The sequence below is a fragment of the Oscillospiraceae bacterium genome, from assembly GCA_035380125.1.
Taxonomy (GTDB): domain Bacteria; phylum Bacillota; class Clostridia; order Oscillospirales; family JAKOTC01; genus DAOPZJ01.
Genome location: DAOSWV010000002.1, coordinates 25,724 through 52,177 on the forward strand (window position 1 = coordinate 25,724; position 26,454 = coordinate 52,177).

Genomic DNA, 26,454 nt, shown 5'->3' on the forward strand with positions numbered 1-26,454 from the left:
TAACATAACCCTCACATTATAGATTTAGATTTTTTCTTGGGGCAAATATACTTAAATGCACCTAATCGGTGAAAGGAATTCTTTTCGATGATCGAATTCAAAGACGTTTGTAAGATTTATGATACCAACATTGAACGTGAAAAGGCACTGGATCATGTGTCTTTGAAAATCGAGGACGGAGAATTCGTCTATATTATCGGCGCAAACGGCTCGGGAAAGAGCACTCTCGTAAAACTGATCAACTGTGAGGAACGGCTCACAAGCGGTTCGATTATATTTGACGAATATAAACTGGAAAAGATCAAATCACGCCAGATTCCGTACCTGCGCCGCAAGGTGGGAATGGTATTTCAGGATTTTAAACTGATCGAGAATATGTCCGTTTACGACAACATCGCCTTTGCGCTGCGGGTCACCGACTGCCCGGCGCGGGACATTCGCCGCAAGGTGCCGAAAATTCTCGAGGTCATGGGTCTGACCAAAAAGGCCAACTGCAGGCCGGACGAGCTGTCCGGCGGCGAACAGCAGAAAGTCGGTATCGCACGCGCCATCGTCGGCAGCCCGAGCGTTTTGATCGCCGACGAGCCGACCGGTAACGTCGACCCCGAGATGTCGTTTGAACTACTGCAGATGCTCGACGAAATCAACAAGGCCGGCACCACGGTCATTCTGGTTACGCATCAGCGTGAATTTATCAGCAAAATGCCCCGGCGCGTGGTGGTGCTTGAAGACGGGAAAATTGCCTTCGATGAGGATTTGACATTAGCCGAGGCGTGTCAGAATCCCGATTTGCCGGAGGCTTGCGAAAATGAAATTCCGGATTTTGAGGAGGGTTCTTCCTCACCGCAGCAGGAACTTCCGATTGTCGCGGAGACCGCCGACGGGTTTGTCCCGCCTGAGGTTACAGACAGAGACAACTAAGCTCCGAAGTGTCGAGAGGGTGGAGAGAAAGAGATGAAGAACAAGAGTATCGGTTATCTGGTCAGACAGGGCGTCAAGAACATATTTTCCAACGGGCTGATGTCTTTTGCATCGGTCAGCGTGCTGTGTGCCTGCCTGCTGCTGGTGGGCGGCGCATTTTTAATGTATTTTAACATTCAAAAGGGTGTCGAATATGTCGGCAGCATGGGTGAGATCGTGCTGTTCGTCGAAGACGGTACCAGCGAATTGGAATGCAGCGGTATTAAAAGAACGCTTGAATCACTCCCAGAGCTGCATGATGTGCAGTTTATCTCGAGCAGCGAGGGACTGGAAGAATTAAAAACCGAAATCGCGGGCGGAGAAGAATTGTTCTCGATGCTCGATGGCGAGGATATCCTGCCGAACTCTTTTAAAGTCAAAGTCAAGGATCCCAATGATTATGACCGAATGGTTTTACAGCTGTCTCAGATTTACGGTATTTCCGACGTCGTGGCCAACGGTAAAATCGCCAATACGCTGACCAATATCAGTACCGCAATCGCCACGTTCGGCGTGGCCGTTGTGGTGGTATTGCTGGTGGTTTCGATCTTTATTTTGATTAATACGATCAAATTAGCCATGTTTACGCGGCGCAAAGAGATTTACATAATGAAGATGGTCGGCGCAACCAATTCGTTTGTACGGGTGCCGTTTTTTATAGAGGCTGTGATTCTGGGCGTTTTCAGCGCCTTGATCGCCTATCTTGCAGTGCGTTTCGGATATGTGGGATTGGAGGAATACCTGTCCGATCTGAGCATCAATCCGATTCCGTGGCCGAATGTCGCTGCGGCGGTTTTGCTGTCTTTTTTGGGCGCCGGATTTTTGGTCGGCATGCTGTCCAGTTCGGTCTCGATCAAGAAATATCTGAAGGTTTAGGAGGACGAGATGAAAAAGCCGGTTGCCGCACTTTTACTCTGCTTTTTGATGGTTCTGTCCTTATATATTCCGTCGCTGTCGGCATCTTCCGCCGTTTCGGACGCATTGTCGCTCGGGACGTCTTCTGAACCAGCTGCCGGTACGGCCGCTTCCTCCGAAGAATCGTCGACTGCCGCATCGGCCAACGAATCCTCCGCGGCGGCGAGTTCTGAAGAGACCTCATCTGTGCAAAGTGGATCATCCGATTCTTCTGAAATGGACGAAGAGGACGCGCAAACAGTCAGCGATCTGACCAATGCCTATGACGAACTGCAGAAAAAGGTTGAAGAACTGGAAGCCGAAAAAGAGAAACTCGCCTCGGAGCAAAAGGATGTCACCAAATATCTGAACGCGCTGGACGATCAAATCGACGCGACCAATGATCAGCTCAACCTGCTCAACGATGAGATCGATGAACTGAATGACAAGCTTGACACCTTAACGGCACGCATCTCCGAAGTCGAGGGCGACATCTCATCGACACTGGAGATTTTTAAACAGCGTTTACGTGCGATTTATATGTCGGGACATGCGACCGAACTTGAACTTCTGTTGTCCTCCGATAATTTTGTGGACTTTTTGACGCGCGCTGAGATTTTACGGCGTATCTCCGAATATGACCAAAAAATCGTCAATCAGCTTATCGCCGATAAGACGGAGTTGGAGACCCTTGTCGTTGAAGCGGAGGATGCCAAACAGACCAGTCAGGAAAAGAAAGTTACCGTGGCTTCGAAAAAGCAAGAACTGAACACCCAATACGACGAACAGGAAGAATATTTGGATAAATTGAAAGAGGATAAGGCTGCATACGAGGCCTACATCAAACAGTATCAGGCGGAAATGGAAGAGGCTCAGGCGGAGATCGACGCCATTCTTGCCAAATATGCAGATGACGGCGATTATGTGGGCGGCGATTTCGTATGGCCGCTTCCGGGCTTTACCAAGATCACTTCGCCGTATGGACCGAGACCCAGTATGGGGGATTTCCACACCGGTAGCGATATTGCCGGCAGAAATGCGGCGGGCGATTTATGCTATGGCTATCCGGTTGTGGCGGCCGCAAGCGGTACCGTTATCGCCGTGCGCAATCTCGGCAGTAAGAGTTACGGGCGCTATATCATCATCGACCACGGCGGCGGATGCAAGACGTTGTATGCGCATCTGAGCAAAGTGGAGGTCAGCGAGGGCGACGTTGTCACCGCCGGACAGGAAATCGGGAAAGCCGGTTCCACCGGAAATTCCACCGGAGCGCATTTGCACTTTGAACTCTGGCTTGACAACGAACGCGTAGATCCGATGGACCACCTGACGATTCCGAGCTATAACTAGTAATTTCGGGAGTGATAACTTGAACAAAAAGTACTCGTTCGGCACACTTTTATGCGCAATATTGCTGGTCGCGGCATTGACCTTTTCGGCCACGATGGCCTTTTCGACAATGGCTTACAATAAAAAAATCCTCAACCTCTACGAGCGCCAGTCCATGTATGAGAAGCTTGAGGAACTGGATCGAATTGCCCGCTATGACAGCATCTACGATATTGATGAAACCCTGCTTACGCAGGGGTTGATGGAGGGTTATCTGGCCGGAATCGGCGACAGCGAGGCCACTTACACGTCTGCCGCTGATGCCAAGACACTCTCACAGGGGTTGGGAATCGAAAGCGGGATCGGTGTTAAAACGGTTCGTACCGGTTCAAAATATCTGTATGTTTATGAGGTGTTGGAGGGGTCCGGCGCATCGGTCTCGGGGATTGCCGTGGGAGATACGATTATCAAGATCGATTCCAAAGACGTCACACAATTGACTGATACCGAGGCCTATGTGCTGCTGCACGCGGCTGAGGGCAATGAGGTTAAGATCGATTTTTATCGCGGCGGAGAGCAGTTCTCACTGACCCCCGTCTCACAGGCCTATTCGACCACACCGGTTACCTATCATATTCTCGATTATTCCATCGGTTATATGCGAATTACCGATTTTGACGCAAATACTTACAACCAGTTTATCAAGGCGATCAACAACATGAATTCAGAGCCGATTACAGGTTTGATCATCGACCTGCGCCATACCGCGGGCGGTGACATTGAAACGGCTGCGCAGATGCTTGACCGGTTGCTGCCCGAGGGCGACATCATGTCAAAGACCCTGCGGGACGGCACGGTTGAACTGGTCTATACTTCAGACCGGTTGGAATTTAATCTTCCCGTTGCCGTTTTGGTGGACAACGCCACAGCGGGTCCCGCAGAACTGTTTGCGGCGGCAATGGCAGACTACGGCAAGGCAAGCATCGTCGGGACGCGTACCGCCGGGCAGGGTACCATCAAACAGACTTTTACGCTCTCCGACGGTTCAAAGGTATTGCTATCGACGGCAATTATCAACCCGCCCAAGAGCGCGACTTTTAATGAGATCGGCGTTAAGCCGGATTATACGGTCGATCCGCTTGGAACGAGCGATTACGATTTTTACACGACCACGACCGAAAATGACACACAGTATAAAAAGGCGTATGATATTGTCTATTCACAAATTGATTTGACTGCTCTTAATACGACGCCGATTATTACCGATATCCCCGAGGGATATTAATGAAACCCCCCGCCGAAAGCGGGCGCTGCGAAATAAGCAAAAACGGGCGGGTGAACTTGTTCACCCGCCCGTTTTAATTGGTTGTGCACAGATTATAAAGAGCGCCGATCGTTAAGGTAAAATATAGATCTCAATGTCACGGCGGCCCCAGTAGTCGATTTCGACTTCAGAACCCAGGAAGAGATCCGCAACGGTGATATTTTTCAACACCGAGGGACCTGTGTCGGCTGCGATGGCAAATCCGTAGATATGCTTGCCGTCGACCGAACGGATATAGAGTCGGCTGCCGTAGGGGATGACTTTCGGGTTGACTGCAATATAGCCGATGGCCGGTTTGACGCCGGTTGAGGTTTTGTTGCCGTCGTTGGCACCGTAAGCCGTGGCCTCACCGACGATTAACTGGGTATATTCGGTCGGAATGCCGTTTTCGTCGAGGATGATATCGTCAAAGACCATTGACGATAACGGCGGGGCATCGCTGTTGCCGACAATCACTTTTGCGGTGACCGGTTTGAGCGTGACTTTTTCCTTGGTCTTGGTGTCGACCAGGACGCCGTTACTGTAGGTTTCGGTGACCGTGATGGTCTTTTCACCGTTGACGCCGGCACGTTCGACTTTTGTCTGCCCGTCTTTGAGAAGCGTAGTCTCGTAATACTTGGTCTCATAGGCGACCGGTTCGGTGGTGACGGTGACGACGATTTCGACACGTGTTAAAACAATGTGCATGTCCGGAGTGACCTCATCGGTGAGCGCATAGTTGACGGTGTCGTATTCGCCGACTGTGATATCGGCCTTTTTAAAGGCATCGGCCACCGTACCGCGTACCATTTCCACGGTGGTTTCGGTGCCGTCGGCTTCGATGGTGACATCGAAGGCGGAATGGATGACAATTTCCGTTATGCTGCCCGTGTCGTCGTACAGACACAGGACTTCGTCGTTATCTCCGACGGGGATAAAGTTTTGCGCCAAAATGGATTCGGCGCTGGTGCGCATGGTATAGACGGTTTTTTGTGCACCGTCTGTGTTGATGATAACCTGATTTGAGGTTTGCCCTGCAGCGAAGGCGATGAATCCGGCGGCGCAGAAGACGCCTGCCGCGCTGAGTGTTCGCTTAACCGCGTTGAACTTTTTCGCTGCGGCATTTCGTACGGCGTTTTTGAATTCCGACGCCGTTTGGTTGATTTGTCGCATCTGTTGTGCTCCTCCTTGTAGAGCGCATTTCGGGCCATACGTTGAAATGCGGGAAATTTGCCGAACCACACAGGGAGTGTTGACTGTGTGGGGCAGGAATATGCGGCCAAACGTTTGGTTTCAATTTGCTTGACTGCATCGCTCCGAGGGAATATAATGAAAACGTTAAATCCCTATTGACTGTTCAATACTGTGCACTGTATTGAATTGGTTCGGCAATCCGAAACTTACCGACCACAAGAGGGCATTTTAACACAAAAAGGTGATTGTTTCAACGGGATGTCGATTTCTTTAGACATTATGCACAAATAAACGCAATTATAATTGTGTAATATATACATATAAGTTTTTAAAAATGGTAAAAATCTAATTAAAAATGGGAGAGCGCTGTGTCAGAAAAAATTACCTTTCAAGTCACGGAATCAATGAAAGTGTCCGATATTGAACACAAAAAAGTAACAAAACCACTGATTGAACTCTTGCGGGACCGGGGGATTGCAATCGACGCGCCCTGCAACGGGTTGGGTCGCTGCGGAAAGTGCCGGATTAAAGCCGGCGGTGACCTGCTGCCGCCCAATGATGCCGAGAAAAAAGCACTCGGCGCAGGGCTTGCAGACGGTTGGCGACTGGCCTGTCAGGCAAGGGCTTTCGGTGATTTTTGGGTCGATCCGCCCCAAAAAGGCAATGCCCGGGTCTCGATGGAGGGGTTGACGAAGAAATATGAATTTACCCCTTGGGTCGACATTACCGAAACCGGACTGCCTGCCTATGGGCTTGCGGTCGATATCGGCACGACTACGGTCGCGGCTTACTTATTGGATTTAAAAGACGGAAGACGAATCGGTACACTGGGTGAATTGAATGCCCAGCGTACTTACGGCGCCGATGTGATCTCGCGTATCACCGCCTGCAACGAGGGACATCTCGATGAATTACGCAAAGCCATCATCGATCAAATCAATGAGATGGCTTCAAGGCTTTGCCCGGACACGAAACGCATCTTTGACGTGGCCCTCTGCGGAAATCCCACGATGCAGCATATTCTGCACGGAATGGCGCCCGAAAAGTTAGCCGTCGCGCCGTTTATTCCGACTTCGCTGTTCGGCTTCGCCGTCCCTGCCGATGAATTCGGCATTCAAGCAAACCCGGCGGCACAGGTCTATACACTCCCGGCAATTTCGGCGTATATCGGCGGAGACATCACGGCCGACGTGCTTTCCTGTGGGATGTATGACGACGAAAACATCACGCTGATGGTCGATATCGGCACCAACGGCGAAATGGCACTCGGAAATAAGGACGGTATTTATTATTGTTCGACGGCGGCGGGCCCTGCGTTTGAAGGCGCTGCGATTGAAGACGGTATGGGCGGCATCGACGGCGCAATCGGAACGGTGAGGGTCGGGAAAGAGGACATCGAATTCGATACCATCGGAAATCAAAAATCCATCGGTATCTGCGGCTCGGGGATTATTGATGCCACAGCTGTGATGCTTGAAATCGGTGTGATGGATGAGACGGGACGGTTGGTTGATCCCGACGAACTGGATGAAAAATATCGGGACCGGCTCGACGACGATGCGCGAAAATTCATGATTGACCGGGCGCATCGCATAGGATTGACGGATAAAGACCTGCGGCAGGTGCAATTGGCCAAATCGGCCATCGCTGCGGGGATCGATACGTTGATGCATAACGCCGGCATCGGGTTTGATGAAGTTTCGGCGGTCTGGCTGGCCGGCGGATTCGGTGCACACATCGACCGCGACAGCGCCTGCGCCATCGGTCTGCTGCCCAAAGAACTCAAAGAAAAGATTCACTCCGTCGGAAACAGTGCCGGCGAAGGTGCGGTCAGAACAATTTTAGATAAAAACGCCAAAGAAATTCTTTCCGAAATCGGGAAGAATGCGAAATACATCGAGCTTTCCGGGGATCCGTATTTTATGGACAGCTATGTCGAAAATATGTTTTTTGATAAATAACAATTATTTTTGACATTTTTAGTAAATTAATGTATAATTACGGTATGGACGTCTGTATCGGATAGTGAAAGGATGGTCAGGTTCATGTGCAGCTCCATGACATTTGTCATCAAGGTCGGAACTTCAACGCTCACACATAAAAGCGGTTCTCTGAATTTACGGCAAGTGCGTGAAATTGTCGACGTGGTGTCGGATATCCGCAATATGGGTCATAAGGTGATTCTGGTTACGTCCGGCGCAATCGGCGTCGGCGTCAGTCGTCTGGGACTCGCCGAACGTCCCACGGACCTGCCGACCAAGCAGGCCGCGGCAGCGGTCGGCCAGTGCGAACTGATGAACATCTACGGAAGACTGTTTACCGAATACGGGTACACGGTGGCGCAGATTTTGCTGACACTGGATGTTATCGAGGATGAGATGCGCAAGAAAAATGCCGTCAATACGTTCGCGCGGCTGCTTGAGATGGGCGCACTGCCCATTGTTAACGAGAACGACTCGATTTCGACCTATGAGATTGAGCATATGAACAGCTTCGGCGAAAACGACACGCTGGCGGCAGTCGTTGCGCGTTTGGTAAATGCCGACCGGCTGGTGCTTCTTTCCGATATAGACGGGCTGTATGACGCTGATCCGCGTAAGAATCCCGAGGCAAAATTAATTCCGGTCGTACATAAAATCGACGGTGATCTTGAAAAAGCCGCCGGCGGCGCCGGGACTTCGCTCGGAAGCGGCGGGATGTTTACCAAACTGGCTGCGGCCATTATCGCCATGCAGGGAAAAATTCCGATGAATATTATCAACGGCAACAAACCCTCACTTATTTATGATATCCTTGCGGGTAAGAACCCGGGAACGGAATTTATCTGCGATTGAACCGCTGAACGGAGACAAGGAAATCATCAAATCCTGTTTTCGCCTCCGACCTTGGGATTTTAAAAAACCATCACTTTTATAGGATAGCCTTGCAGATAAAGAATCCCGAAACGGTGTTTGTCTGCGATCAGTGTCTGATGGTATCGCTTTTGAAGGGAGCTTAACAGAGATGAAAAAAATTATCCATGCAATCGCCGTTTACGGACCGATAATTTTGAGCGGTATTATTGTGTTGTTTTTGTTGCCGCTGCTGTTCGGATGGTCATTCGTCCCCTATAACGGTTATGTCTGGTGCGGCGTTTCGATGACGGTCTGTCTGTTGGTGTGTTTCTGTGCCAAAAGGGATTATGTGAACAAGGAGCTCCCGAAGATTGAGGAGAGCGGAATTTTGCTGCTTGCAACCCTGAATACGGCTTGGTGGATTTATGTCTGGTCGGTTGTCGAACACACTGTGATCATGCCGTTCGGGGTTATCTGTATCATATTTACAATGTATATCGCATTTAAGTTGTGCGATGATACCATCAAACGCACGCTGGGGTTGATGGCAGGTGCAATGGCTACCGTTATCGGGGTGATCATTCTGGTCGTTCCGCTCCTGACGCCGATGCCGATTATCAGAGACAGATTCAATGTTTATAATGAGCAGGGAATTGTCGCAAAGGTGACTTCCATCCGCGACGCCGGCAATGTCTATGATATTGCCATCATCGCGAAAAAAACCGGTGGGAACTTGGGATTGGGACGGTTTGAGGGGACGGAAGAGGTCAGCGTGTATTACGAGATCGTTGATGTGAGCGATTATCAAAAACCCCAGCTTTCTTGGCAGGGAGCGGATTTGTATATCAACGGAGAGTATACGGAGATTTATTGGGAATAGCTTCACGGATCTGACGAAAGGATCTTTTATCATGGAATTTTCTCTTGAAAAAATGTGTACCACAGCCAAAAGGGCGGCGGCAAAACTGGCTGTTCTCGGCAGTGGTGAGAAAAACCGGGCACTGGCGGCGATGCGGGCTTTAATCGATCAAAACCGCAAGGCGATTCTCGACGAAAATGTCAAAGACGTCGAGGATGCGAAAAAAAGCGGGATGCGTGTTTCGCTGATTGATCGGTTGACGCTGACCGACGCGCGTATTGACGGAATCTGCAAGGGCATGGACGAACTGATGATGATGCCGGATCCGGTGGGCGTCGTGCTGGGTGGCCATGTTGCGGAAAACGGGCTGAAAATCACGAAAGTCAGTGTACCGATCGGCGTGATCGGTGTGATTTTCGAAGCCAGGCCGAACGTCTGTCCGGATGTAGCGGCGCTGTGTTTAAAATCCGGAAACGTCTGCATACTGCGCGGCGGAAAAGAGGCCCTGCGCAGCAACACGATTTTGGCAAGCATCATGCGAAACGCGCTTGAAAGCGTCGGACTCGATCCGAATTTCATCAATCTGATCCCGACGGCGGATCGGGAGATTGCTGACGAATTTTTAAAACAAGATAAATACCTCGACTGTATGATTCCGCGCGGCGGCGCCGGACTGATTCAAGCCGTGCGGCAGAAATCTTCCGTGCCGGTGATTGAGACGGGCGCGGGCATCTGCAGCGTTTATATCGACAAAGCGGCCGATCTTGAAAAAGCCGTGAAGATCACCGATAACGCCAAAACCTCCAGACCTTCGGTATGCAATGCGGCGGAGATTTTGCTGTGCCACAGGGATATCGCGAAAACAGCGCTTCCCGCGATCAAGAAAGCATTGGACGGACATCAGGTGCAACTGCGCTGCTGCGCCGAGTCGTATGCAATCTTAAAAGGCGACAACGTGGTTTTGGCCGGGCCGGAGGATTACGACACCGAGTTCGGGGATATGATAATGGCGGTGAAAATCGTCGGATCGATCGATGAGGCGATTGTCCATATTACCGCGCATGATACCCGTCACAGCGAGGCCATTATTACCGAGAATCTTGCAGCGGCAGAGGTGTTTTTAAACCATGTCGACGCGGCTGCGGTCTACGTCAACGCCTCGACTCGTTTTACCGACGGCGGTTGCTTCGGGCTTGGCGCCGAAATCGGCATTTCAACGCAGAAACTTCATGCCCGCGGACCGATGGGGCTTACGGCGCTTACAAGCTATAAATACACCGTCGTCGGCGACGGGCAGATTCGATAGAGGTGAATTCATAATGAGCGAACAGGAAAAAACAGTGGTAAAACGCCATAAAAGATACGCTGCGCCGTTGGGATTTCTGATTATCTTGCTGACGGTGATCGGGTTTGTGACCTTAATTGTCATCGGCACGAGATTGTTTTATCAGCTGACCGACGACAGCGCACTGCGTGAAGAATATTCCACGATGATCGATCCGATCGTGATGCTTGACCCGCCCAATTTTGCCGAACCCGGCAAACTCAGCGACGCCATCGTTTTGCAGTCCTCGATTTGGTCGACGGTTTTCAGCGGCGATATCACCCGGTTTTCGACCGACGAATACGGTCAGATTCTGATACCGGTCACCGATCTGGAGGTCGTTTGCAACACCCTTTACGGGCCGAACGCGACGATTCCGCGCCGCAGCATGACCGTTGACGGCGGAGAAGTCGATCCGGAAGCTGAAGAGGGCACGGTTATTTTTGAATATCGGTCGGATATCGATTCGTTCGTCGTGCCGATTTTGGGCGAGTTCGGCGAATATACGGCTAAGGTGGAGAGTATCAAGCGCAGCGGCGACGAGATGTATCTGACGGTCGGATATTACCCCAAGAGCAGTTCTTGGTATGACCAATTTACAGAGCAAAAGAGTACCGATACGGCAGAGAAATATAAGATTTTCGTGATGAAAAAGAACCCCGACACCAAGGAATATTACGTCTATGCGCTTCAAAATGCCGATATCAACACGGTGGTGTACGATTAAGCCTCGGCGTAAATAATCGGCACTTGACAGGGGCAGAATAATGTGGTATACTTTCCCGTGCCTTTTCGCGGAATGGGGTATAGAAAATATCACCCGCCCATCCTGCGTGAACGGATAAATTTTAAAGGTGGTAACAACATGCTTGACAAAGAAATCAAGGGCGGCATCATCGCCGCAAACGCCCGTACCGAAAACGATACCGGCTCTCCTGAAATTCAGATCGCAATCCTTACAAAACGCATCGCCGATCTGACCGAACACTGCAAGATTCATAAAAAGGACGCCCATTCCCGCCGCGGGTTGCTCCAAATGGTCGGTAAACGCAGAAACCTGCTGAACTACTTGATGAAAAAGGACATCAGCCGGTACCGCGCGATCATCGAAAAGCTCGAACTCAGAAAGTAATGCATGTCACGGGGGCAGGCGGGTTCCGCCTGTCCCTTTTGCGGGTTTTTGGGACTTATTTTCGGCAATATCCTGCGATTGTTAGCAGTGAATCGAGGGCAGCGCTTGCCGCCTTGGCTTTATTGCTAAAAATCGCCGGGATTTGTAATATATCAAATACGGAGGTTACTCATGAGTGAAGTAAAAACATTCTCAACCACCTTCTGCGGAAGGCCGTTTTCCGTTGAAATCGGAAAATACGCATTCCTCTCGGGCGGCGCCTGCATGGTCCGTTACGGCGATACTGTCGTTATGGCCAGCGCAACCGCTTCGGCCAAACCGCGTGAAGGCGTGGACTATTTCCCGCTGTCGGTCGACTACGAGGAAAAACTCTATTCCATCGGCAAGATTCCGGGCAACTGGCAGCGCCGCGAGGGCAGACCGTCCGAAGCTGCGATTCTGGCTTCCCGCGTCATCGACCGCCCGCTGCGTCCGCTGTTCCCCAAAGATATGCGCAATGACTGCGGCGTCGTGCTGACCGTGATGTCGGTCGACCCCGACTGCGTGCCTGAGATTACCGCAATGGTAGGCGCTTCGATTGCAATCAGCATTTCCGACATCCCCTGGAACGGCCCGATCAGCGGCATTTCCGCGGGTTATGTCAACGGACAGGTCGTTTTAAATCCGACCGCCGAAGAGCGTGCGATTTCCGAGATGGAAGTTACCGTCGCCTCTTCCGCCAACAAGGTCGTCATGATCGAAGCCGGCGCAAAAGAAGTCAGCAACGAAGTTATGATCGAAGGCATCCGTGCCGCAGATGCTGAAAACAAGCGCATGATCGAGTTTATCAACGAGATCAAAGCCGCTGTCGGCAAGCCGAAGTTTGAGGTCGTCTCGCTCGAGCCGTCTCACGAGCTCTTCGACGCGGTCAAAGAGGCCTGCATTGAGGACGTGCGCCATGCGCTCGACACCGATGACAAAAATGTGCGCGAGGAGCGTATGAATCCGATTCGCGACGCGATGCACGAGCGGTTCGACGAGGTCGCAGGAAGCGCCGCCGCGATCGACGAGTGCATTTATAAGATTCAAAAATACGTCGTGCGCCGCTGGCTGCTCGACGACGGCAAGCGCGTTGACGGCAGAGGCCTCAACGAAATGCGCCCGCTGCATGCCGAGGTCGGCATTCTGCCGCGTGCCCACGGCACCGGCCTGTTCTCCAGAGGACAGACGCAGGCGCTGACGGTTGCCACACTGGCGCCGATCGGCGAAAAGCAGCTGCTCGACGGCATCGACGGCGACGACTCCAAGCGTTATATGCACCACTATAACATGCCGTCCTATTCAGTCGGTGAGACCCGGCCTTCCAGAGGTCCCGGCCGCCGCGAAATCGGCCACGGCGCACTCGGTGAGCGCGCACTGCTGCCGGTGATCCCGTCTGAGGACGATTTCCCCTATACGATTCGTATGGTCTCCGAAATCCTCTCCTCCAACGGCTCGACTTCGCAGGCCTCGATCTGCGGTTCCACGTTGGCGCTGATGGATGCGGGCGTTCCGATTGCGGCGCCGGTCGCGGGCATCTCCTGCGGTCTGATTACCGAGGGTGACCGCTGGATGACCATGGTCGATATTCAGGGTGTCGAGGACTTCTTCGGCGACATGGACTTCAAAGTCGCGGGCACCATCAAGGGCATCACCGCGATTCAGATGGACCTCAAGATCGACGGTCTGACCTTCGATATCATCAAAGAGGCGCTTGAAAAGACCTATACAGCGCGTGTTCATATCATCAACGAGGTCATTCTGAAGTGCATCGACAAGCCGCGTGAGCAGCTTTCGAAATATGCACCCAAGATGGCAACCGTTAAAATCAATCCCGACAAGATCCGTGAGGTTATCGGCAGCGGCGGCAAGGTCATTCAGAAGATCTGCGCCGACTGCGACGTCAAGATCGACGTTGAGGACGACGGCAGAGTCGCGATTTTCGGCGTCGACCTTGAAAACGTCAACCGCGCGCTCGAGATCGTCAAGACCATCGCGTTCGACCCGGAGGTCGGTGCGATTTACAAGGGTAAAGTCACCCGCCTGATGCAGTTCGGCGCGTTCGTCGAGATCGCCCCGGGCAAAGAGGGTCTGGTGCATATCTCCAAGCTGGACTTCCAGCGGGTTGAAAAGGTTGAAGACGTTGTCAACGTGGGCGATGAAGTCGTGGTCAAGGTCACCGACATCGACGATCAGGGCCGCCTGAATCTGTCCCGTGTCGCCGCTATCGCCGAGATCGAGGGCAGACCGCTGCCCGAATCGGCTTCGGCGCCGCGTCCGCCGCGCCGCGATGACCATCATAATAACCGCGGTCCGCGCAGATAGAACGAAACGTAACTTTACAAGGGGTTCAAATCTAATTTGAACCCCTTGTTTGATAGAATGTAGGGAATGGTCTTGACCATTCCGTTTGTAGGGGTTGGCATCCAAGCCGCCTTGTGGGGTGGCATGACGACCCGTAAAGGCTGTCACCATTTAATAATAATCCAATTCGGAACGGTCAAGACCGTTCCCTACAATTTATAAAAGGACAAAAGATCGAATGAAGAAATTTGAACTTTCCAACGGGATCCGGGTGCTGACCGACCGTCGTGCCTACGCCAAGGCCGCGACCGTCGCGGCTTTTATCGGCGTCGGCTCCCGTTATGAAGAAGAACAAAGCCATGGGTTTTCGCATTTTATCGAACACATGCTCTTCAAAGGTACCCGGAAGCGTTCTTCGCTGGACATCGCCAACGAGACCGATTTGATCGGCGCGCAGCTGAATGCTTATACATCCAAGGAATACACCTGCTTTTATATCCGGACACTGCCCGAATTCGGTGCAAGGGGTATTGAGATTCTGGGCGACATTGTGACCGACCCGGTTTTCGCAGCTTCCGACGTCGACACCGAACGGGGCGTGATTTTGGAAGAGATCAATATGTATAACGACGATCCCGAGGATCTGGCCGCCGACGGCATCTTTCAGGCCGCCTGGACGCCGCATCCGCTCGGGCGGAACATCGTCGGGACTTCCGCAAGCGTCGGCGGGGTCAACAGCGGAAATCTGCGGGCGTTTTATGAACAGTTTTACCGGCCGGAGAACATCGTCGTGGCCGTCAGCGGGAATTTCGATGAGAACCGGGTGGCGGAAGCGCTTGAAAAGGCGTTTTCATCGTTGAAAAAGACGGGATTTGAGAAAATGCAACTTACGGCTCCGATTTTTAATTTCGGCAACACCGTGAGTTTTTCGCGTAAAACCGAACAGCTTCAGCTCTGCCTTGCCTATCCGGGCGTGCAGATCGGCAGCAAACAGGCCGCCGCGATGTCGTTATTTAATTCTGCGGCGGGTGGTGCGGCTTCAAGCCGGTTATTCCGCCGGGTGCGGGAGGATTTGGGGCTGGCCTATTCGATTTACAGTTATTTCACAGCCCACCTCGGCGGCGGCGTATTCACGGTTTCTGCGGGGATTTCGCCTGCGGCGAAAAAGCAGGCGCTTTCGGAGATTGACGGCGTGTTGAAAGGCCTTTTGGACGGCATCACGTCCGAAGAACTGGAACGTGCGAAAAATCAGGCGAGTGCGGGGCTTGCGATGGGTTACGAAAACTCGTATAATTTGGCTATGGACATGGGCAGGCGCGAAATTCTGGGTCTGCCGCAGCGCACCGAACGCCAATCACGGGCGCTGATTGCCTCTGTGACGCTCGATGCGGTCCGTGACCTTGCACAGCAGACGCTGAAAAATAAACCCGCAAGCTGTTTTGCGGGAAAATTGAAATAAAAAGAGGAGAAAATCAATGGCTGTCGATCCGAAATTCATCCGGAATTTCTGCATCATCGCCCACATTGACCACGGCAAAAGCACCCTCGCCGACCGCATTCTGGAGCATGCCAACGCGGTCAGTGTGCGCGAAAAAACCGATCAGATTCTGGACAATATGGACATCGAACGCGAACGCGGCATTACGATCAAGGCCCGCGCCGTCAATTTGAGTTACGATTGCGACGGTCAGCAATATGAATTCAACTTGATTGACACGCCGGGGCACGTCGACTTCAACTATGAGGTCAGCCGGTCGTTGGCCGCTTGCGAAGGCGCAGTGTTGGTCGTCGACGCCACGCAGGGTGTCGAGGCGCAGACCTTGGCGAATACATATCTCGCCGTCGACCACCAGCTTGAAATCATTCCGGTCATCAACAAGATTGATCTGCCGTCGGCAAGGCCGCAGGACGCGATTGAGGAGATTGAAAACATCATCGGCATTCCGGCACAGGACGCGCCGCAGGTTTCAGCCAAAAACGATATCAATATCGACGCGGTGATGCGGCAGGTCGTGCATCAATGCCCGCCGCCGACAGCCGACCGCGAAGCCCCCCTGCGGGCGTTGATTTTCGATTCGTTTTATGACAGCTACAAAGGCGTTATCATCTATGTGCGGGTGTTCGACGGCAAAGTCAAAATCGGTGATACGATTAAAATGATGGCACTTGGTACCGAATTCGACGTGACCGAAGTCGGTGTGATGCTGCCGACGAAACATCAGCCGACCCCGACGTTGGAGGCCGGCGAGGTGGGTTATATCACCGCTTCGATCAAGACCGTGCGCGACGTGGCCGTCGGCGATACCGTGACCAGCGCCGAACGCCGCGCCAAAGAGCCGCTGCCGGGTTATAAAAAAGTGAGGTCGATGGTTTATTGCGGCATCTATCCTGCGGACGGGGCGCGTTACGGCGACCTGCGCGACGCGTTGGAAAAGCTGCAATTGAACGATGCGGCGCTGTTTTTCGAACCGGAGACCTCCAAGGCGCTCGGATTCGGGTTCCGCTGCGGATTTTTGGGGCTGCTGCACATGGAGATCATTCAGGAGCGGCTTGAACGCGAATTCGATATGGATTTGATTACGACCGCCCCAAGCGTTGTTTACAAGCTGACACTGAACGATAAGAGCGTAAGAATGATCGATAATCCCACCAATTATCCCGATCCTTCGCTGATTTCAAAAGCCGAGGAACCGATCGTCGACGCGCACATCTTTTCACCTTCGGAATACGTTGGCAGCATTATGGAACTGGCACAGGACCGGCGAGGTATTTTCAAGGATATGCACTATCTCGACGCCGCACGTGTCGACATCCACTACGAACTGCCGCTGAACGAAATTATCTACGACTTTTTTGACGCGTTAAAATCTCGTACTAAGGGTTATGCGTCGCTGGATTATGAATTCAAGGGCTATAAGGAAGCGCAGCTGGTGAAAATGGATATTCTGCTGAACGGTGATATCGTCGACGCGTTGTCGTTCATCGTCAATGCCGAGCGGGTCAACGGGCGCGCGCGTCGGATGGTCGAAAAGCTGAAAGACAATATCCCGCGGCAGATGTTCGAGGTGCCGGTGCAGGCGGCGGTCGGTGGCCGGATCATCGCTCGCGAGACCGTCAAAGCTATGCGCAAGGACGTGTTGGCCAAGTGCTACGGCGGCGACATCACCCGTAAAAAGAAGCTGCTTGAAAAGCAGAAAGAGGGCAAAAAGAAGATGCGCCAGCTGGGCAGCATCGAAGTGCCGCCCGAGGCGTTTATGAACGTGCTGAAGCTGGACGAGTAGAATTTTATAAAAGTTTTATAAATCTTCGAAAGGTGGTCGTAAAGTTGGATGAACGAAAATTCCTCGATTTTTTAAGCAAGATCGAAAAGTGCAAGTGCTACACCCGACACAATTTTACCACCGCCGGACGGGCCGAGAGCGTGGCCGAACACAGCTGGCGGCTGTCGGCGATGGCCTATCTGCTGGCGGGCGACCTCGACGGTGTGGATACGGATAAGGTGATCAAAATGTGCCTTATTCACGACTTCGGAGAGGCGGTCACCGGCGACATCCCGTCGTTTCAAAAGAGCGACAAGGATATCGCGCATGAGGACGATGTGGTGCAGAAACTTGCGGCGACCCTGCCGACCGAGAAAAAGGATGAGATTGCGGGGTTGTTCGACGAGATGGCCGAAAAAAAGACCATCGAGGCCAAGGTCTGGCGGGCATTGGATATGATGGAGGCCGTGATTTCTCACAACGAGGCCGATATCGCCACATGGATTCCGATTGAATACGAACTTCAGCAGACCTATGGAATCGAAGAGGCGAAGTGCCATCCGGTTTTGGAAAAACTGCGGGCACAGGTGCTTGCCGACACGCTCCGAAAAATAGAAACCGAGGGCAAGAAATGACCGGCTTATATATCCATGTGCCGTTTTGCCGCTCGAAATGCCATTACTGCGATTTTTATTCGGTCAGGCCGGACGACGGCGTGGCCGAATCGTATATTCAAGCGGTTTTAAAAGCCGCAGAACCGTATCGGGATGAAAAAATCGACACGGCCTATTTCGGCGGGGGTAATCCGCTGCTGCTCGGGGCGCATAATCTGTGCAGACTGCTGGACGAGCTTTGCGGGATCTTTCGATTGAAGACAAACAGTGAAATTACGCTTGAATCTAATCCGGAAGACGTTTCTCCGGAAGCGGCGAAGACGCTGTTTGACGGCGGGTTTAACCGGATTTCAATCGGAGTGCAGTCACTGGACGATGAAGTTTTGAAAAAACTCGGGCGGCGGCATGATGCGAAACAGGCAATATCTGCGGTCGAAACGGCATATCAAGCGGGGTTTCGGCATATTTCGGCGGATTTGATGTTATCGCTGCCGGATGCTACACCCGAAAAAGATAAAAACACAGCGAAAGCGCTTTGCCAACTGCCGCTCGACCACATCAGCGCGTATCTGCTCAAAGTGGAGCAGGGAACGCTGTTTGCGGGCATGAAGTTAAATCTGCCGGACGAGGACTCAACTGCAGACAGTTATCTGGCGGTATGTGAAACGCTTGAAGAAAACGGGTTTGCGCAGTACGAGATCTCGAATTTTGCCAAACCGGGCGGAAAGAGCCGCCACAATTTAAAATACTGGACGCTGGAACCGTATGTCGGCCTCGGCCCGGCGGCGCACAGTTTTTATAACGGAAGGCGATTTTATTATCCGCGTGATCTGGTGGGGTTTTTGCAAAACCCGCAAAAGACCGTATTCGATGGTGACGGAGGAAATGCCGAAGAGAAAATCGCCATGGCGCTGCGGCTGACGGAGGGGATCGCGATTAATGAGCTGAAACGGTTGATCGGAGAAAAGGGAACGGCAAACCTTGAAAAGCCGATGAAAGACTGGATAAAAAACGGACTGGCAACGGAAAAAGACGGCAGGTTTTCGCTGACACCGAAGGGATTTTTGGTTAGCAACTCGATCATTTCGCGGATTCTATGCGAACTTTGACGGAGGAAATATGACGGATCGGGAACGGCTGGACTATTTAAAACAAATGGCTTCGGAGGTATTGGAAGCGTGTACCTTTGAGCAAAAGTGTGATTACCTGAGAGAATCGGAGATCATGCGGATTGCGGTGCCGTCCGGGGATGGGAAATACCCGAGTTTTTGGGTGCGCGACTGCGCGATGATGGCCGAGAGCGGGTTGTTTTCACGCGAAGATTGGAAGCGGTATATCCAAATCATTGCCCGGCACGGGGTCAACGGACCCGAGACCAAAACGCTGGCAAACGGTTTATCGGCGCCGCCTTTCGCGGTTGCGGATCATATCAATTACGACGGTAAGCCGGTGTTTTTCCCGGGTACCTATTCGTCGGGAGACGATCAGGGGTGCGGGCGTTGCGGATTTTTGCCGCCGTTATGCGACAATTACCTGTTTTTGAGTATGGCCGCCGAATATCTGCTGAAATATGATGACCCCGAAGTGCGAGAGGAACTGGAAGCACTGGCCGAGCCGGTTTGGAATGCTTATTGTATCGACGCTGAAACAGGACTTTGCGCCTGCGACGAGGCGAAACGGGCGGTCGACTGGGGATTTTGTGATTTGATTGTCAAGACCGGAAAACTGTTGTTTCCGTCGCTGTTTCGGCTTTGGGCGGCGCGGTTGCTGGCGAAAGCGCTCGGCAACCCGGAATATGACCGGCGTGCAGACAACCTTGCTATTGCGATCAGGGAGACGTTTTTTGAAAAAGAGACCGGATGGCTGTTGTCGGCGACCGAAATCGGCGCGCAGCCCGACGTCTGGGGTACGGCCTGTGCGATTTGTTACGGCGTGTTAGTCGGAAAAGACGCAAAAGCGGCGGCGAATGCGCTGATGGCGGCGTATCGAAGCGGAGACGCGGTCAAAGATGGATATATCCGGCATGTTCCGAAGAGCCGGGATTTTTCGGAGGATTCGGCTTGGGAGTGCGCGCCCGGGCTGGCGAAGGGAAATTATCAAAACGGCGCGTGGTGGTCTACGGCGACGGGCTGGTATGTGTATGCGCTGAATACGGTCTCGCCGGAGGCTGCGCGGGATTTGATGGATGATTTTATTTTACACACCAAAAAACATCGGGTGGGAGGCTCACCGTATGAGTTTTTCCGGGACGATGACGGCGAACCGTCGGGACTCAATTACGGTACTTCGGCGGCACTACCGTTTACCTGGTTTAAGAAAATGCTCGAAGCGGAATCGAATTGACAAAAATGCGGCCGCATGGTAGAATATTGATATGAGATTTTTCGATTTTTTCATTGACAACGCGGGGGCGTTGTGTTATAGTACTAAAAATATTTTAAAGGGGTGGGGCATATGATCAATACCGACATCAATCAAAAATTCGTCAAACAGGGGCTGACGTTTGACGATGTGCTGCTCATTCCGGCCTATTCAGACGTTGTTCCGACGGAGATTAAATTGTTTTCCCGCCTAACCAGCACCATCATGCTGAATACCCCGCTTTTGAGTGCGGCGATGGATACGGTCACGGAGAGCGGAACCGCCATCGCAATGGCGCGCGAAGGCGGCATCGGAATCATTCATAAGAATATGCCTATCGAGACACAGGCCGACGAAGTGGAACGGGTCAAACGATCCGAAAACGGGGTCATTCATGATCCGTTTTTCCTCTCGCCGGACCATTTTGTTTATGAGGCCGATCAGCTGATGGGAAAATTTAAGATCAGCGGCGTGCCGATCTGCGAAAACGGAAAGCTCGTAGGCCTGATCACCAACCGCGATTTGCGGTTTTTGTCCGACTTCGACAGCCGCATCCGCGAGGTCATGACCCCGGGTGACCGTCTGATCACCGCACCGGTCGGCACGAGTTTGGAACAGGCCAAGGCGATTTTGCAGAAATATAAAGTCGAAAAGCTGCCGCTGGTCAACGATAAGGGTGAATTAAAAGGCCTGATCACGATTAAGGATATCGAGAAGGCGACAAGGTATCCGAATTCCGCACGCGACACCAAAGGACGTTTGCTTTGCGGCGCGGCCATCGGCGTGACCGATGACGTGCTCGACCGTTCCGGCGCATTGCTCGAAGCGGGCGCGGACGTCTTGGTACTCGATTCGGCGCACGGACACAGCAAAAATATTCTTGATTGCCTGAAAAATGTTAAAAAGCACTATTCAAATTCGCAGATTATCGTTGGCAATATCGCGACCGGTGAGGGCGCAAAAGCCCTGATCGATGCGGGCGCCGATGCCGTCAAGGTCGGCATGGGTCCCGGCTCAATCTGCACGACCCGCGTGGTCGCCGGTATTGGTGTACCCCAGATCACAGCGGTCTATGACGTCGCCTGCGAGGCTTCAAAAGCCGGGATTCCGGTGATCGCCGACGGCGGCATCAAATACTCCGGCGATATCGTCAAGGCGATTGCGGCGGGCGCAAACGCGGTGATGCTGGGTTCGCTGCTGGCCGGCTGCGAAGAGGCCCCCGGTGAGACAGAGATCTATCAGGGCCGCAGTTTCAAGGTTTATCGCGGCATGGGCAGCATGGCGGCGATGGAAAAGGGCAGCAAGGATCGCTATTTCCAGACCGGCAGCAAAAAGCTTGTCCCCGAGGGCGTCGAGGGTCGCGTTCCCTATAAGGGTCCGATTTCGGATACGGTGTTTCAGCTGCTGGGCGGTCTGCGTTCCGGCATGGGTTACTGCGGCTGCCACGACATTCCCGAACTTCAAACCAAAGCGCGCTTTTTGACCATTACCAACGCCGGGCTCAAAGAGAGCCATCCGCACGACATTTATATCACTAAGGAAGCACCAAACTATACGATCAACCCGCAGTGAAAATATGAAAACGGTGTTTTATACCGTTTTCATATAAGGGAGGCAACATGAACGAATTTCAAGAAATCCCGTTTCCGAAAATCGTGTCCGGTAAGGTCCGCGAGGTGTTTGATATCGGAAGAAATGAGCTTGTTATCGTCACAACTGATCGGATATCTTCGTTTGACGTGATACTAGACAGCAAAATTCCGAAAAAGGGCATCGCGTTGAACAAAATCTCAAATTTCTGGTTTGATTTTACGAAAGATATCGTTTCCAATCATCTCGTGGCAACCGAACTCTGCGAGTTACCCGCGCCGTTTCAACACGAGGATTTTAAGGACAGGACAATCAAAGTAAAAAAACTCAAGATGCTGCCCTTTGAAATCATCGTGCGCGGATACCTGTTCGGAAGCATGTGGAAAGCGTATCAATCGGGAGAGGAATTTTGCGGGTTAAAGTTTTCGGGCGTGCATCAGCAGGCTGAAAAATTGGACAAGCCGATCATCACACCATCCGCCAAAAGCAGCGAGGGGCACGATATCAACATCACATTGGAACAGCTGGCAGAGGGTATCGGGCAGGATTTGGCCGACAAAATATGCGACATTTCATTGCGGCTATATGAAAAATGTTTTGATTATGCAATCAAACAGGGAATTATCATCGCGGACACAAAATTCGAATTCGGCTTGGATCAGAGCGGAAACTTGGTCTTGGCGGATGAGATATTCACGCCCGACTCCAGCCGGTTCTGGGATGCCGCCGCATATCGCGTAGGCGAATCGCCGAAATCATACGACAAACAGTTTGTAAGGGACTGGCTGATTCAAAACAAACTGGACGGCGTGACACCCGCACCGCGTTTGCCGGAGAACATCATTGAAAAAACGGCCGGTTTGTATGCGGAATGCTGCAAGAAATTGACCGGAGAGGCGATATAAGAAACGATCAACCAAAGTAAGAAAGTGAAAATGATTAAAAGAGCGGCTCCGCAAGGGGTCGTTCTTTTTATGACAAGATTGACAAATTATAGGAATGCTGTTATATTTATAATAGCCCAATGAAAATCGGGAGGTAAATATGAAACGCTTCATCTGCGCTTTAGTTATTGTTGTCTTAGTTTTTGCTGCATGCGATTTAATAGATATAAATGGATCTCAAAATAGTAGTCGTGTGAATTCATCAGATAACGCTTCTGAAATTAGTAGCGTGATCTCAAGTAGCAATTTTACATCTTCTTTAACTTCGAGAATCGCTGATGAGAAGGCAGACAGCGAAATTATATCCGCGGATTCTGTAACTTCAAGAAGCGCTGAAACATCAGAAATATATATAGACCTTTCAAGGGTTATATTGAAGGTTTTTAAGGGGCACGAGGATGATGTTCAATACATTCTAATGCATAATAGTGTTGAAGAGAGTCATGAAGTGTATTTTAGTCAATCTAAAGATCAAATAGATGCCTTTAGAAAAGAATTCGAGGTCGTAAATATTGATGAAACGGAATATATGGAAAGTGATAATGAGATAAATTTTTATAACGATTTGTGGATTGGTGCGCTCCCTTATCCGATAGCATCTTATAATAAAGCACAACTTGATTGTGTTTCGACTCTTATGACGATTGAAAACCACAAGTATTTATATACTTTTAATGTACCATATACGTTTGATTTTTATGAATTAGCTCAACAGATAAAACAAGATACAGGTTCAACTGTTCTTGCACCATATGCAAGTTCATGCGTTATGCACCCGAGTGTTGAACTAGTTTATGCGGGTCAGGCAGTAGATGAAGCGGAACTTTATGGGGCAACGAAAAGTATTCCACTTGGTGAATTCGAAAGTGACAATTTCTTTTTGCCATGGATTGAATTATTTAATAATCAAAGCAATATTTACGAAATTTCAAATTGCTATGGGAAAGGGCGGAGCACCGATTTATCTTTTTTACGAGGGATTACCATATACCTTAATAATGCTCTGGATAATGAGACAATTCAGGCACTGATACAAAAAGCGAATCAGGAATTCAATTCCAAACTATCGATTTCTCATATGGGCACACCGTTTCTTTATAAAGATATTAAATCGTATGATATATTTATTATTTTCGATGAGCCGCAAAGCGCTGAGATGATTAAGGCATTTTATAAAAAATACCAGATTGATTCATATGATTATGAACGGGAACCACTGAATATTGATAAGATCATGGTATTTTATAACGATGTTAATCAAAAAGACGACAGATATCATTCATATACAATTACACCGGATTTGGAAGTCGCCTATCATAGATATGAGGTTGATTTTACGCCTTTTGTCGATGAAACACCTTCGTCAACGCTTCTCTCAAAGCGTTCTGTTTCGGAGCAGGATTATTATGAATTAGTTCAAATTCTTTCGAACTATGATTTTAGAACTATGCCTAACGAGATTGGTTTCGGCGGTTACAAATTTCAACAGTATGTATATATCGGTGTGAAAATTGACGGAGTATGGTATTATTCCGGCGGTGATCATCCATATAGAATAAATGATAGATTTAAAGCAATATTTGAGGTTTTTCAAGGCAAATTTCAAATACCATAAATATAAAACGGTTTAATAATAAATAAGGACGGGCATTTTGCCCGTCCTTATCTAGTTATAGTTGTATTTTACAGAATAACCTCTTTGCCGGTGGCGGCGGATTTATAGATGGCCTCGAGAATTTTGATCATGTTAACGCCCTGCTGCGGGACAAAGTCCGGCGTGACGCCTTTTTGCAGCACGTCGACAAAATGGCGCAGATTGGCCTCGTGCTGCGGAACGCCTTTTTCGTCATTGACAAGCGGGTCGTAGTTGACGGTTTTGCCGTATTCTTCGGTAAAAATGTGTAGGCCGTTGTCACTGGCAATTTCGCAGCCTGCCTTGGTGCCGCGAAGCTCGACAAAATTGCGCTCTTTTCCGATGTTTGATGCCCAGGAGAATTCGATCTGCATACAGGCGCCGTTATCGAATTTGATAAAGCCCATTGCAAGGTCTTCGACATCAAAAACGCCGTTTTTATTGACTTCGCCGAACATCGAGTGCATTGAGTCGGTGATATCGCCGAGATTGGCAAATTTGCTGTAGGTGCAGCCGGTGACCGCGACCGGCACCGGATTGCCCATCAGCCAGATGGCCAGGTCGATCATATGTACGCCGAGGTCGATTAACGGGCCGCCGCCGGACTGGGCTTTGGTGGTGAACCAGCCGCCCTTGCCGGGGATGCCGCGACGGCGCTGCCAGCCGCAGCGGGCGGCGTAGATTTCGCCCATTTTACCGTCGGCGATGTATTTTTTCGCAAATACCGCGGTCGGGCGGTAACGGTTGTTGCGCATGACCATGAGTACCTTGCCGCTCTTTTCGGCGGCGGCTTTCATCTTTAAAACCTCTTCGACGGAGACGGCGTCGGGTTTTTCCGAAAAGACGTGCATGCCGTGTTCAAGCGCATAGACGGCCATGATCGAGTGCAGATAGTTCGGCACGCACAAGTCGACAGCATCCGGTTTTTCGGTGTCGAGCATCTCTTTATAATCGGTATAGATTTTTTCGATACCGAGTTCTTTGGCGATAATCTCGGCCTTTTCGGGTTTGATGTCACAAACCGCGACGATTTCAACGAGATCTTTCATCTCCTTGTAGGCCGGCATATGCGCCCAGCGATTGATGCCGCCGCAGCCGATGATGGCGATTTTGGTCTTTTGCGTGTTTTCCATAGTGTTTACGATCCTTTCTTATCGTGAGTGCGATTTATATTAAAGATTTATCGAAACCAGGGAATACTCGTACTGCCGTGCAGCCCCGCATAGACGGGCAGTGCGTAAATAATCATACTGGCGATACCGGCTACGGCAGCGCCGATCGCAAGTGACGGGAATGCCTTTTTCAGCCGCACGTCCATGAACGAGGCAATCAGTCCGCCGGTAAACACGCCGGTACCCGGTACCGGAATTGCAACAAAGAAAAATAAGCCGATGCTGGTCAGCGTGGTGATTCGATCCATTTTCTTTTGGGTTCGGCCCGACATCCAGCGTCCGAACCAGCCCAAAATTTTTGTCGTCTCGAGCCATTTGATCAGTGTTCTGCCCAAAATGACCATCGGAAAAATCAGCAGAAGATTTCCGATTAAACCGAAAATAAACGTCTCGACAATTCCAAGTCCCAAATAACAGGTTCCCGCGACCATCGCAAGGCGGATTTCGAATACCGGGACAAAACCGATGGCGAGTACGATCAGATATTTTATGATAAGCGGAAGCTGTGCGCAATTTTCCAGAAAAGTCAGCTGTTCCAAATTTGCGTTCCTTTCACAAAACAAGATGGGAACATCTTACCATCGGCGGCGCGTTTTGTCAACGAAAAGCTGATTGCAAAACCGAAAAACTGGGTACAATGAGAATACGGTCGTGTAAAACACGGCGGTAAAAATTTTCTTAAATATTTGCGCTTTTATTGGAAATGTGGTATCATAGATTTGTGTATAC

At 50.9% G+C, this 26,454-nt stretch carries 21 protein-coding genes and 1 pseudogene; 19 read left to right on the forward strand and 3 right to left on the reverse strand.

Annotated features, from left to right (window positions below; all coding sequences use genetic code 11):
* Positions 1–87 precede the first annotated feature (87 nt).
* The 4 genes and pseudogenes from PK629_00765 to PK629_00780 all read left to right on the forward strand — a co-directional run bounded on the left by PK629_00765 (position 88) and on the right by PK629_00780 (position 4,468).
* Positions 88–753: pseudogene (locus PK629_00765) on the forward strand (ATP-binding cassette domain-containing protein).
* 201 nt (positions 754–954) lie between these two features.
* The gene (ftsX, locus tag PK629_00770; protein HOP10002.1) at positions 955–1,836 is read left to right on the forward strand and encodes a permease-like cell division protein FtsX; all 882 of its coding nucleotides are present in this window, start codon (positions 955–957) and stop codon (positions 1,834–1,836) included.
* 9 nt (positions 1,837–1,845) lie between these two features.
* Positions 1,846–3,204, forward strand: coding sequence for a peptidoglycan DD-metalloendopeptidase family protein (locus PK629_00775; protein HOP10003.1), 1,359 nt, complete (start codon positions 1,846–1,848; stop codon positions 3,202–3,204).
* 19 nt (positions 3,205–3,223) lie between these two features.
* Positions 3,224–4,468: a S41 family peptidase gene (locus PK629_00780; protein ID HOP10004.1), complete on the forward strand. Its 1,245-nt coding sequence runs from the start codon at positions 3,224–3,226 to the stop codon at positions 4,466–4,468.
* 111 nt (positions 4,469–4,579) lie between these two features.
* Here PK629_00780 and PK629_00785 read toward each other — a convergent pair whose 3' ends face one another.
* The gene (locus PK629_00785; GenBank protein ID HOP10005.1) at positions 4,580–5,659 is read right to left on the reverse strand and encodes a ubiquitin-like domain-containing protein; all 1,080 of its coding nucleotides are present in this window, start codon (positions 5,657–5,659) and stop codon (positions 4,580–4,582) included.
* A gap of 389 nt (positions 5,660–6,048) precedes the next feature.
* On the opposite strand from PK629_00785, the gene PK629_00790 reads away from it, so the two are divergent.
* The 15 genes from PK629_00790 (at position 6,049) to PK629_00860 (ending at position 24,535) form a co-directional block, all read left to right on the forward strand.
* The gene (locus tag PK629_00790; GenBank protein HOP10006.1) at positions 6,049–7,641 is read left to right on the forward strand and encodes an ASKHA domain-containing protein; all 1,593 of its coding nucleotides are present in this window, start codon (positions 6,049–6,051) and stop codon (positions 7,639–7,641) included.
* A gap of 84 nt (positions 7,642–7,725) precedes the next feature.
* Positions 7,726–8,514 (forward strand): glutamate 5-kinase, encoded by a 789-nt coding sequence (gene proB, locus PK629_00795; protein HOP10007.1) that lies wholly within the window; start codon positions 7,726–7,728, stop codon positions 8,512–8,514.
* A 169-nt stretch (positions 8,515–8,683) separates the two neighbouring features.
* Positions 8,684–9,394: a hypothetical protein gene (locus tag PK629_00800; protein ID HOP10008.1), complete on the forward strand. Its 711-nt coding sequence runs from the start codon at positions 8,684–8,686 to the stop codon at positions 9,392–9,394.
* Between the two features lie 31 nt (positions 9,395–9,425).
* On the forward strand, positions 9,426–10,679 hold the full coding sequence (locus PK629_00805) for a glutamate-5-semialdehyde dehydrogenase (protein HOP10009.1): 1,254 nt from the start codon (positions 9,426–9,428) through the stop codon (positions 10,677–10,679).
* A gap of 13 nt (positions 10,680–10,692) precedes the next feature.
* Entirely contained in the window at positions 10,693–11,424 is a 732-nt protein-coding gene (locus PK629_00810) for a hypothetical protein (protein ID HOP10010.1), read from the forward strand.
* Positions 11,425–11,562: 138 nt separating this feature from the next.
* Positions 11,563–11,829: a 30S ribosomal protein S15 gene (gene rpsO, locus PK629_00815; protein ID HOP10011.1), complete on the forward strand. Its 267-nt coding sequence runs from the start codon at positions 11,563–11,565 to the stop codon at positions 11,827–11,829.
* A gap of 171 nt (positions 11,830–12,000) precedes the next feature.
* Entirely contained in the window at positions 12,001–14,172 is a 2,172-nt protein-coding gene (locus PK629_00820; protein HOP10012.1) for a polyribonucleotide nucleotidyltransferase, read from the forward strand.
* A 217-nt stretch (positions 14,173–14,389) separates the two neighbouring features.
* Positions 14,390–15,610 carry a pitrilysin family protein gene (locus tag PK629_00825; protein ID HOP10013.1) on the forward strand — a complete coding sequence of 407 codons (1,221 nt, stop codon included), beginning with the start codon at positions 14,390–14,392 and terminating at the stop codon, positions 15,608–15,610.
* Between the two features lie 16 nt (positions 15,611–15,626).
* Positions 15,627–17,432, forward strand: coding sequence for a translation elongation factor 4 (gene lepA, locus PK629_00830; protein HOP10014.1), 1,806 nt, complete (start codon positions 15,627–15,629; stop codon positions 17,430–17,432).
* A 44-nt stretch (positions 17,433–17,476) separates the two neighbouring features.
* Positions 17,477–18,046 (forward strand): HD domain-containing protein, encoded by a 570-nt coding sequence (locus PK629_00835; protein ID HOP10015.1) that lies wholly within the window; start codon positions 17,477–17,479, stop codon positions 18,044–18,046.
* Positions 18,043–19,134, forward strand: a complete 1,092-nt coding sequence (gene hemW, locus PK629_00840) for a radical SAM family heme chaperone HemW (protein HOP10016.1) — start codon at positions 18,043–18,045, stop codon at positions 19,132–19,134. Before PK629_00835 ends, hemW begins: the two co-directional genes overlap by 4 nt.
* Before the next feature lie 10 nt (positions 19,135–19,144).
* Positions 19,145–20,368 (forward strand): hypothetical protein, encoded by a 1,224-nt coding sequence (locus PK629_00845; protein HOP10017.1) that lies wholly within the window; start codon positions 19,145–19,147, stop codon positions 20,366–20,368.
* Positions 20,369–20,479: 111 nt separating this feature from the next.
* A complete protein-coding gene (gene guaB, locus PK629_00850) occupies positions 20,480–21,958 on the forward strand; it encodes an IMP dehydrogenase (GenBank protein ID HOP10018.1) in 1,479 nt (492 codons plus the stop codon).
* Between the two features lie 47 nt (positions 21,959–22,005).
* Positions 22,006–22,881 carry a phosphoribosylaminoimidazolesuccinocarboxamide synthase gene (locus tag PK629_00855; protein HOP10019.1) on the forward strand — a complete coding sequence of 292 codons (876 nt, stop codon included), beginning with the start codon at positions 22,006–22,008 and terminating at the stop codon, positions 22,879–22,881.
* A gap of 139 nt (positions 22,882–23,020) precedes the next feature.
* Positions 23,021–24,535: a hypothetical protein gene (locus PK629_00860; GenBank protein ID HOP10020.1), complete on the forward strand. Its 1,515-nt coding sequence runs from the start codon at positions 23,021–23,023 to the stop codon at positions 24,533–24,535.
* Positions 24,536–24,603: 68 nt separating this feature from the next.
* On the opposite strand, the gene PK629_00865 is transcribed toward PK629_00860, so the two are convergent.
* Together PK629_00865 and PK629_00870 are read right to left on the reverse strand one after the other, a co-directional pair.
* Positions 24,604–25,686, reverse strand: a complete 1,083-nt coding sequence (locus PK629_00865; GenBank protein ID HOP10021.1) for a Gfo/Idh/MocA family oxidoreductase — start codon at positions 25,684–25,686, stop codon at positions 24,604–24,606.
* A 47-nt stretch (positions 25,687–25,733) separates the two neighbouring features.
* Positions 25,734–26,264: a small multi-drug export protein gene (locus tag PK629_00870; GenBank protein HOP10022.1), complete on the reverse strand. Its 531-nt coding sequence runs from the start codon at positions 26,262–26,264 to the stop codon at positions 25,734–25,736.
* Positions 26,265–26,454: the final 190 nt, after the last annotated feature.

Excerpts from the sequence above, each read along its gene's own strand:
- hemW (HOP10016.1), top strand. The coding sequence starts at position 18,043 with ATGACCGGCTTATATATCCATGTGCCGTTTTGCCGCTCGAAATGCCAT.
- PK629_00775 (HOP10003.1), top strand. The coding sequence starts at position 1,846 with ATGAAAAAGCCGGTTGCCGCACTTTTACTCTGCTTTTTGATGGTTCTG.
- PK629_00865 (HOP10021.1), bottom strand. The coding sequence starts at position 25,686 with ATGGAAAACACGCAAAAGACCAAAATCGCCATCATCGGCTGCGGCGGC.
- rpsO (HOP10011.1), top strand. The coding sequence starts at position 11,563 with ATGCTTGACAAAGAAATCAAGGGCGGCATCATCGCCGCAAACGCCCGT.
- PK629_00785 (HOP10005.1), bottom strand. The coding sequence starts at position 5,659 with ATGCGACAAATCAACCAAACGGCGTCGGAATTCAAAAACGCCGTACGA.
- ftsX (HOP10002.1), top strand. The coding sequence starts at position 955 with ATGAAGAACAAGAGTATCGGTTATCTGGTCAGACAGGGCGTCAAGAAC.
- PK629_00810 (HOP10010.1), top strand. The coding sequence starts at position 10,693 with ATGAGCGAACAGGAAAAAACAGTGGTAAAACGCCATAAAAGATACGCT.
- PK629_00855 (HOP10019.1), top strand. The coding sequence starts at position 22,006 with ATGAACGAATTTCAAGAAATCCCGTTTCCGAAAATCGTGTCCGGTAAG.
- PK629_00820 (HOP10012.1), top strand. The coding sequence starts at position 12,001 with ATGAGTGAAGTAAAAACATTCTCAACCACCTTCTGCGGAAGGCCGTTT.
- PK629_00825 (HOP10013.1), top strand. The coding sequence starts at position 14,390 with ATGAAGAAATTTGAACTTTCCAACGGGATCCGGGTGCTGACCGACCGT.
- PK629_00800 (HOP10008.1), top strand. The coding sequence starts at position 8,684 with ATGAAAAAAATTATCCATGCAATCGCCGTTTACGGACCGATAATTTTG.
- PK629_00860 (HOP10020.1), top strand. The coding sequence starts at position 23,021 with ATGAAACGCTTCATCTGCGCTTTAGTTATTGTTGTCTTAGTTTTTGCT.
- PK629_00805 (HOP10009.1), top strand. The coding sequence starts at position 9,426 with ATGGAATTTTCTCTTGAAAAAATGTGTACCACAGCCAAAAGGGCGGCG.
- proB (HOP10007.1), top strand. The coding sequence starts at position 7,726 with ATGTGCAGCTCCATGACATTTGTCATCAAGGTCGGAACTTCAACGCTC.
- guaB (HOP10018.1), top strand. The coding sequence starts at position 20,480 with ATGATCAATACCGACATCAATCAAAAATTCGTCAAACAGGGGCTGACG.
- PK629_00845 (HOP10017.1), top strand. The coding sequence starts at position 19,145 with ATGACGGATCGGGAACGGCTGGACTATTTAAAACAAATGGCTTCGGAG.
- lepA (HOP10014.1), top strand. The coding sequence starts at position 15,627 with ATGGCTGTCGATCCGAAATTCATCCGGAATTTCTGCATCATCGCCCAC.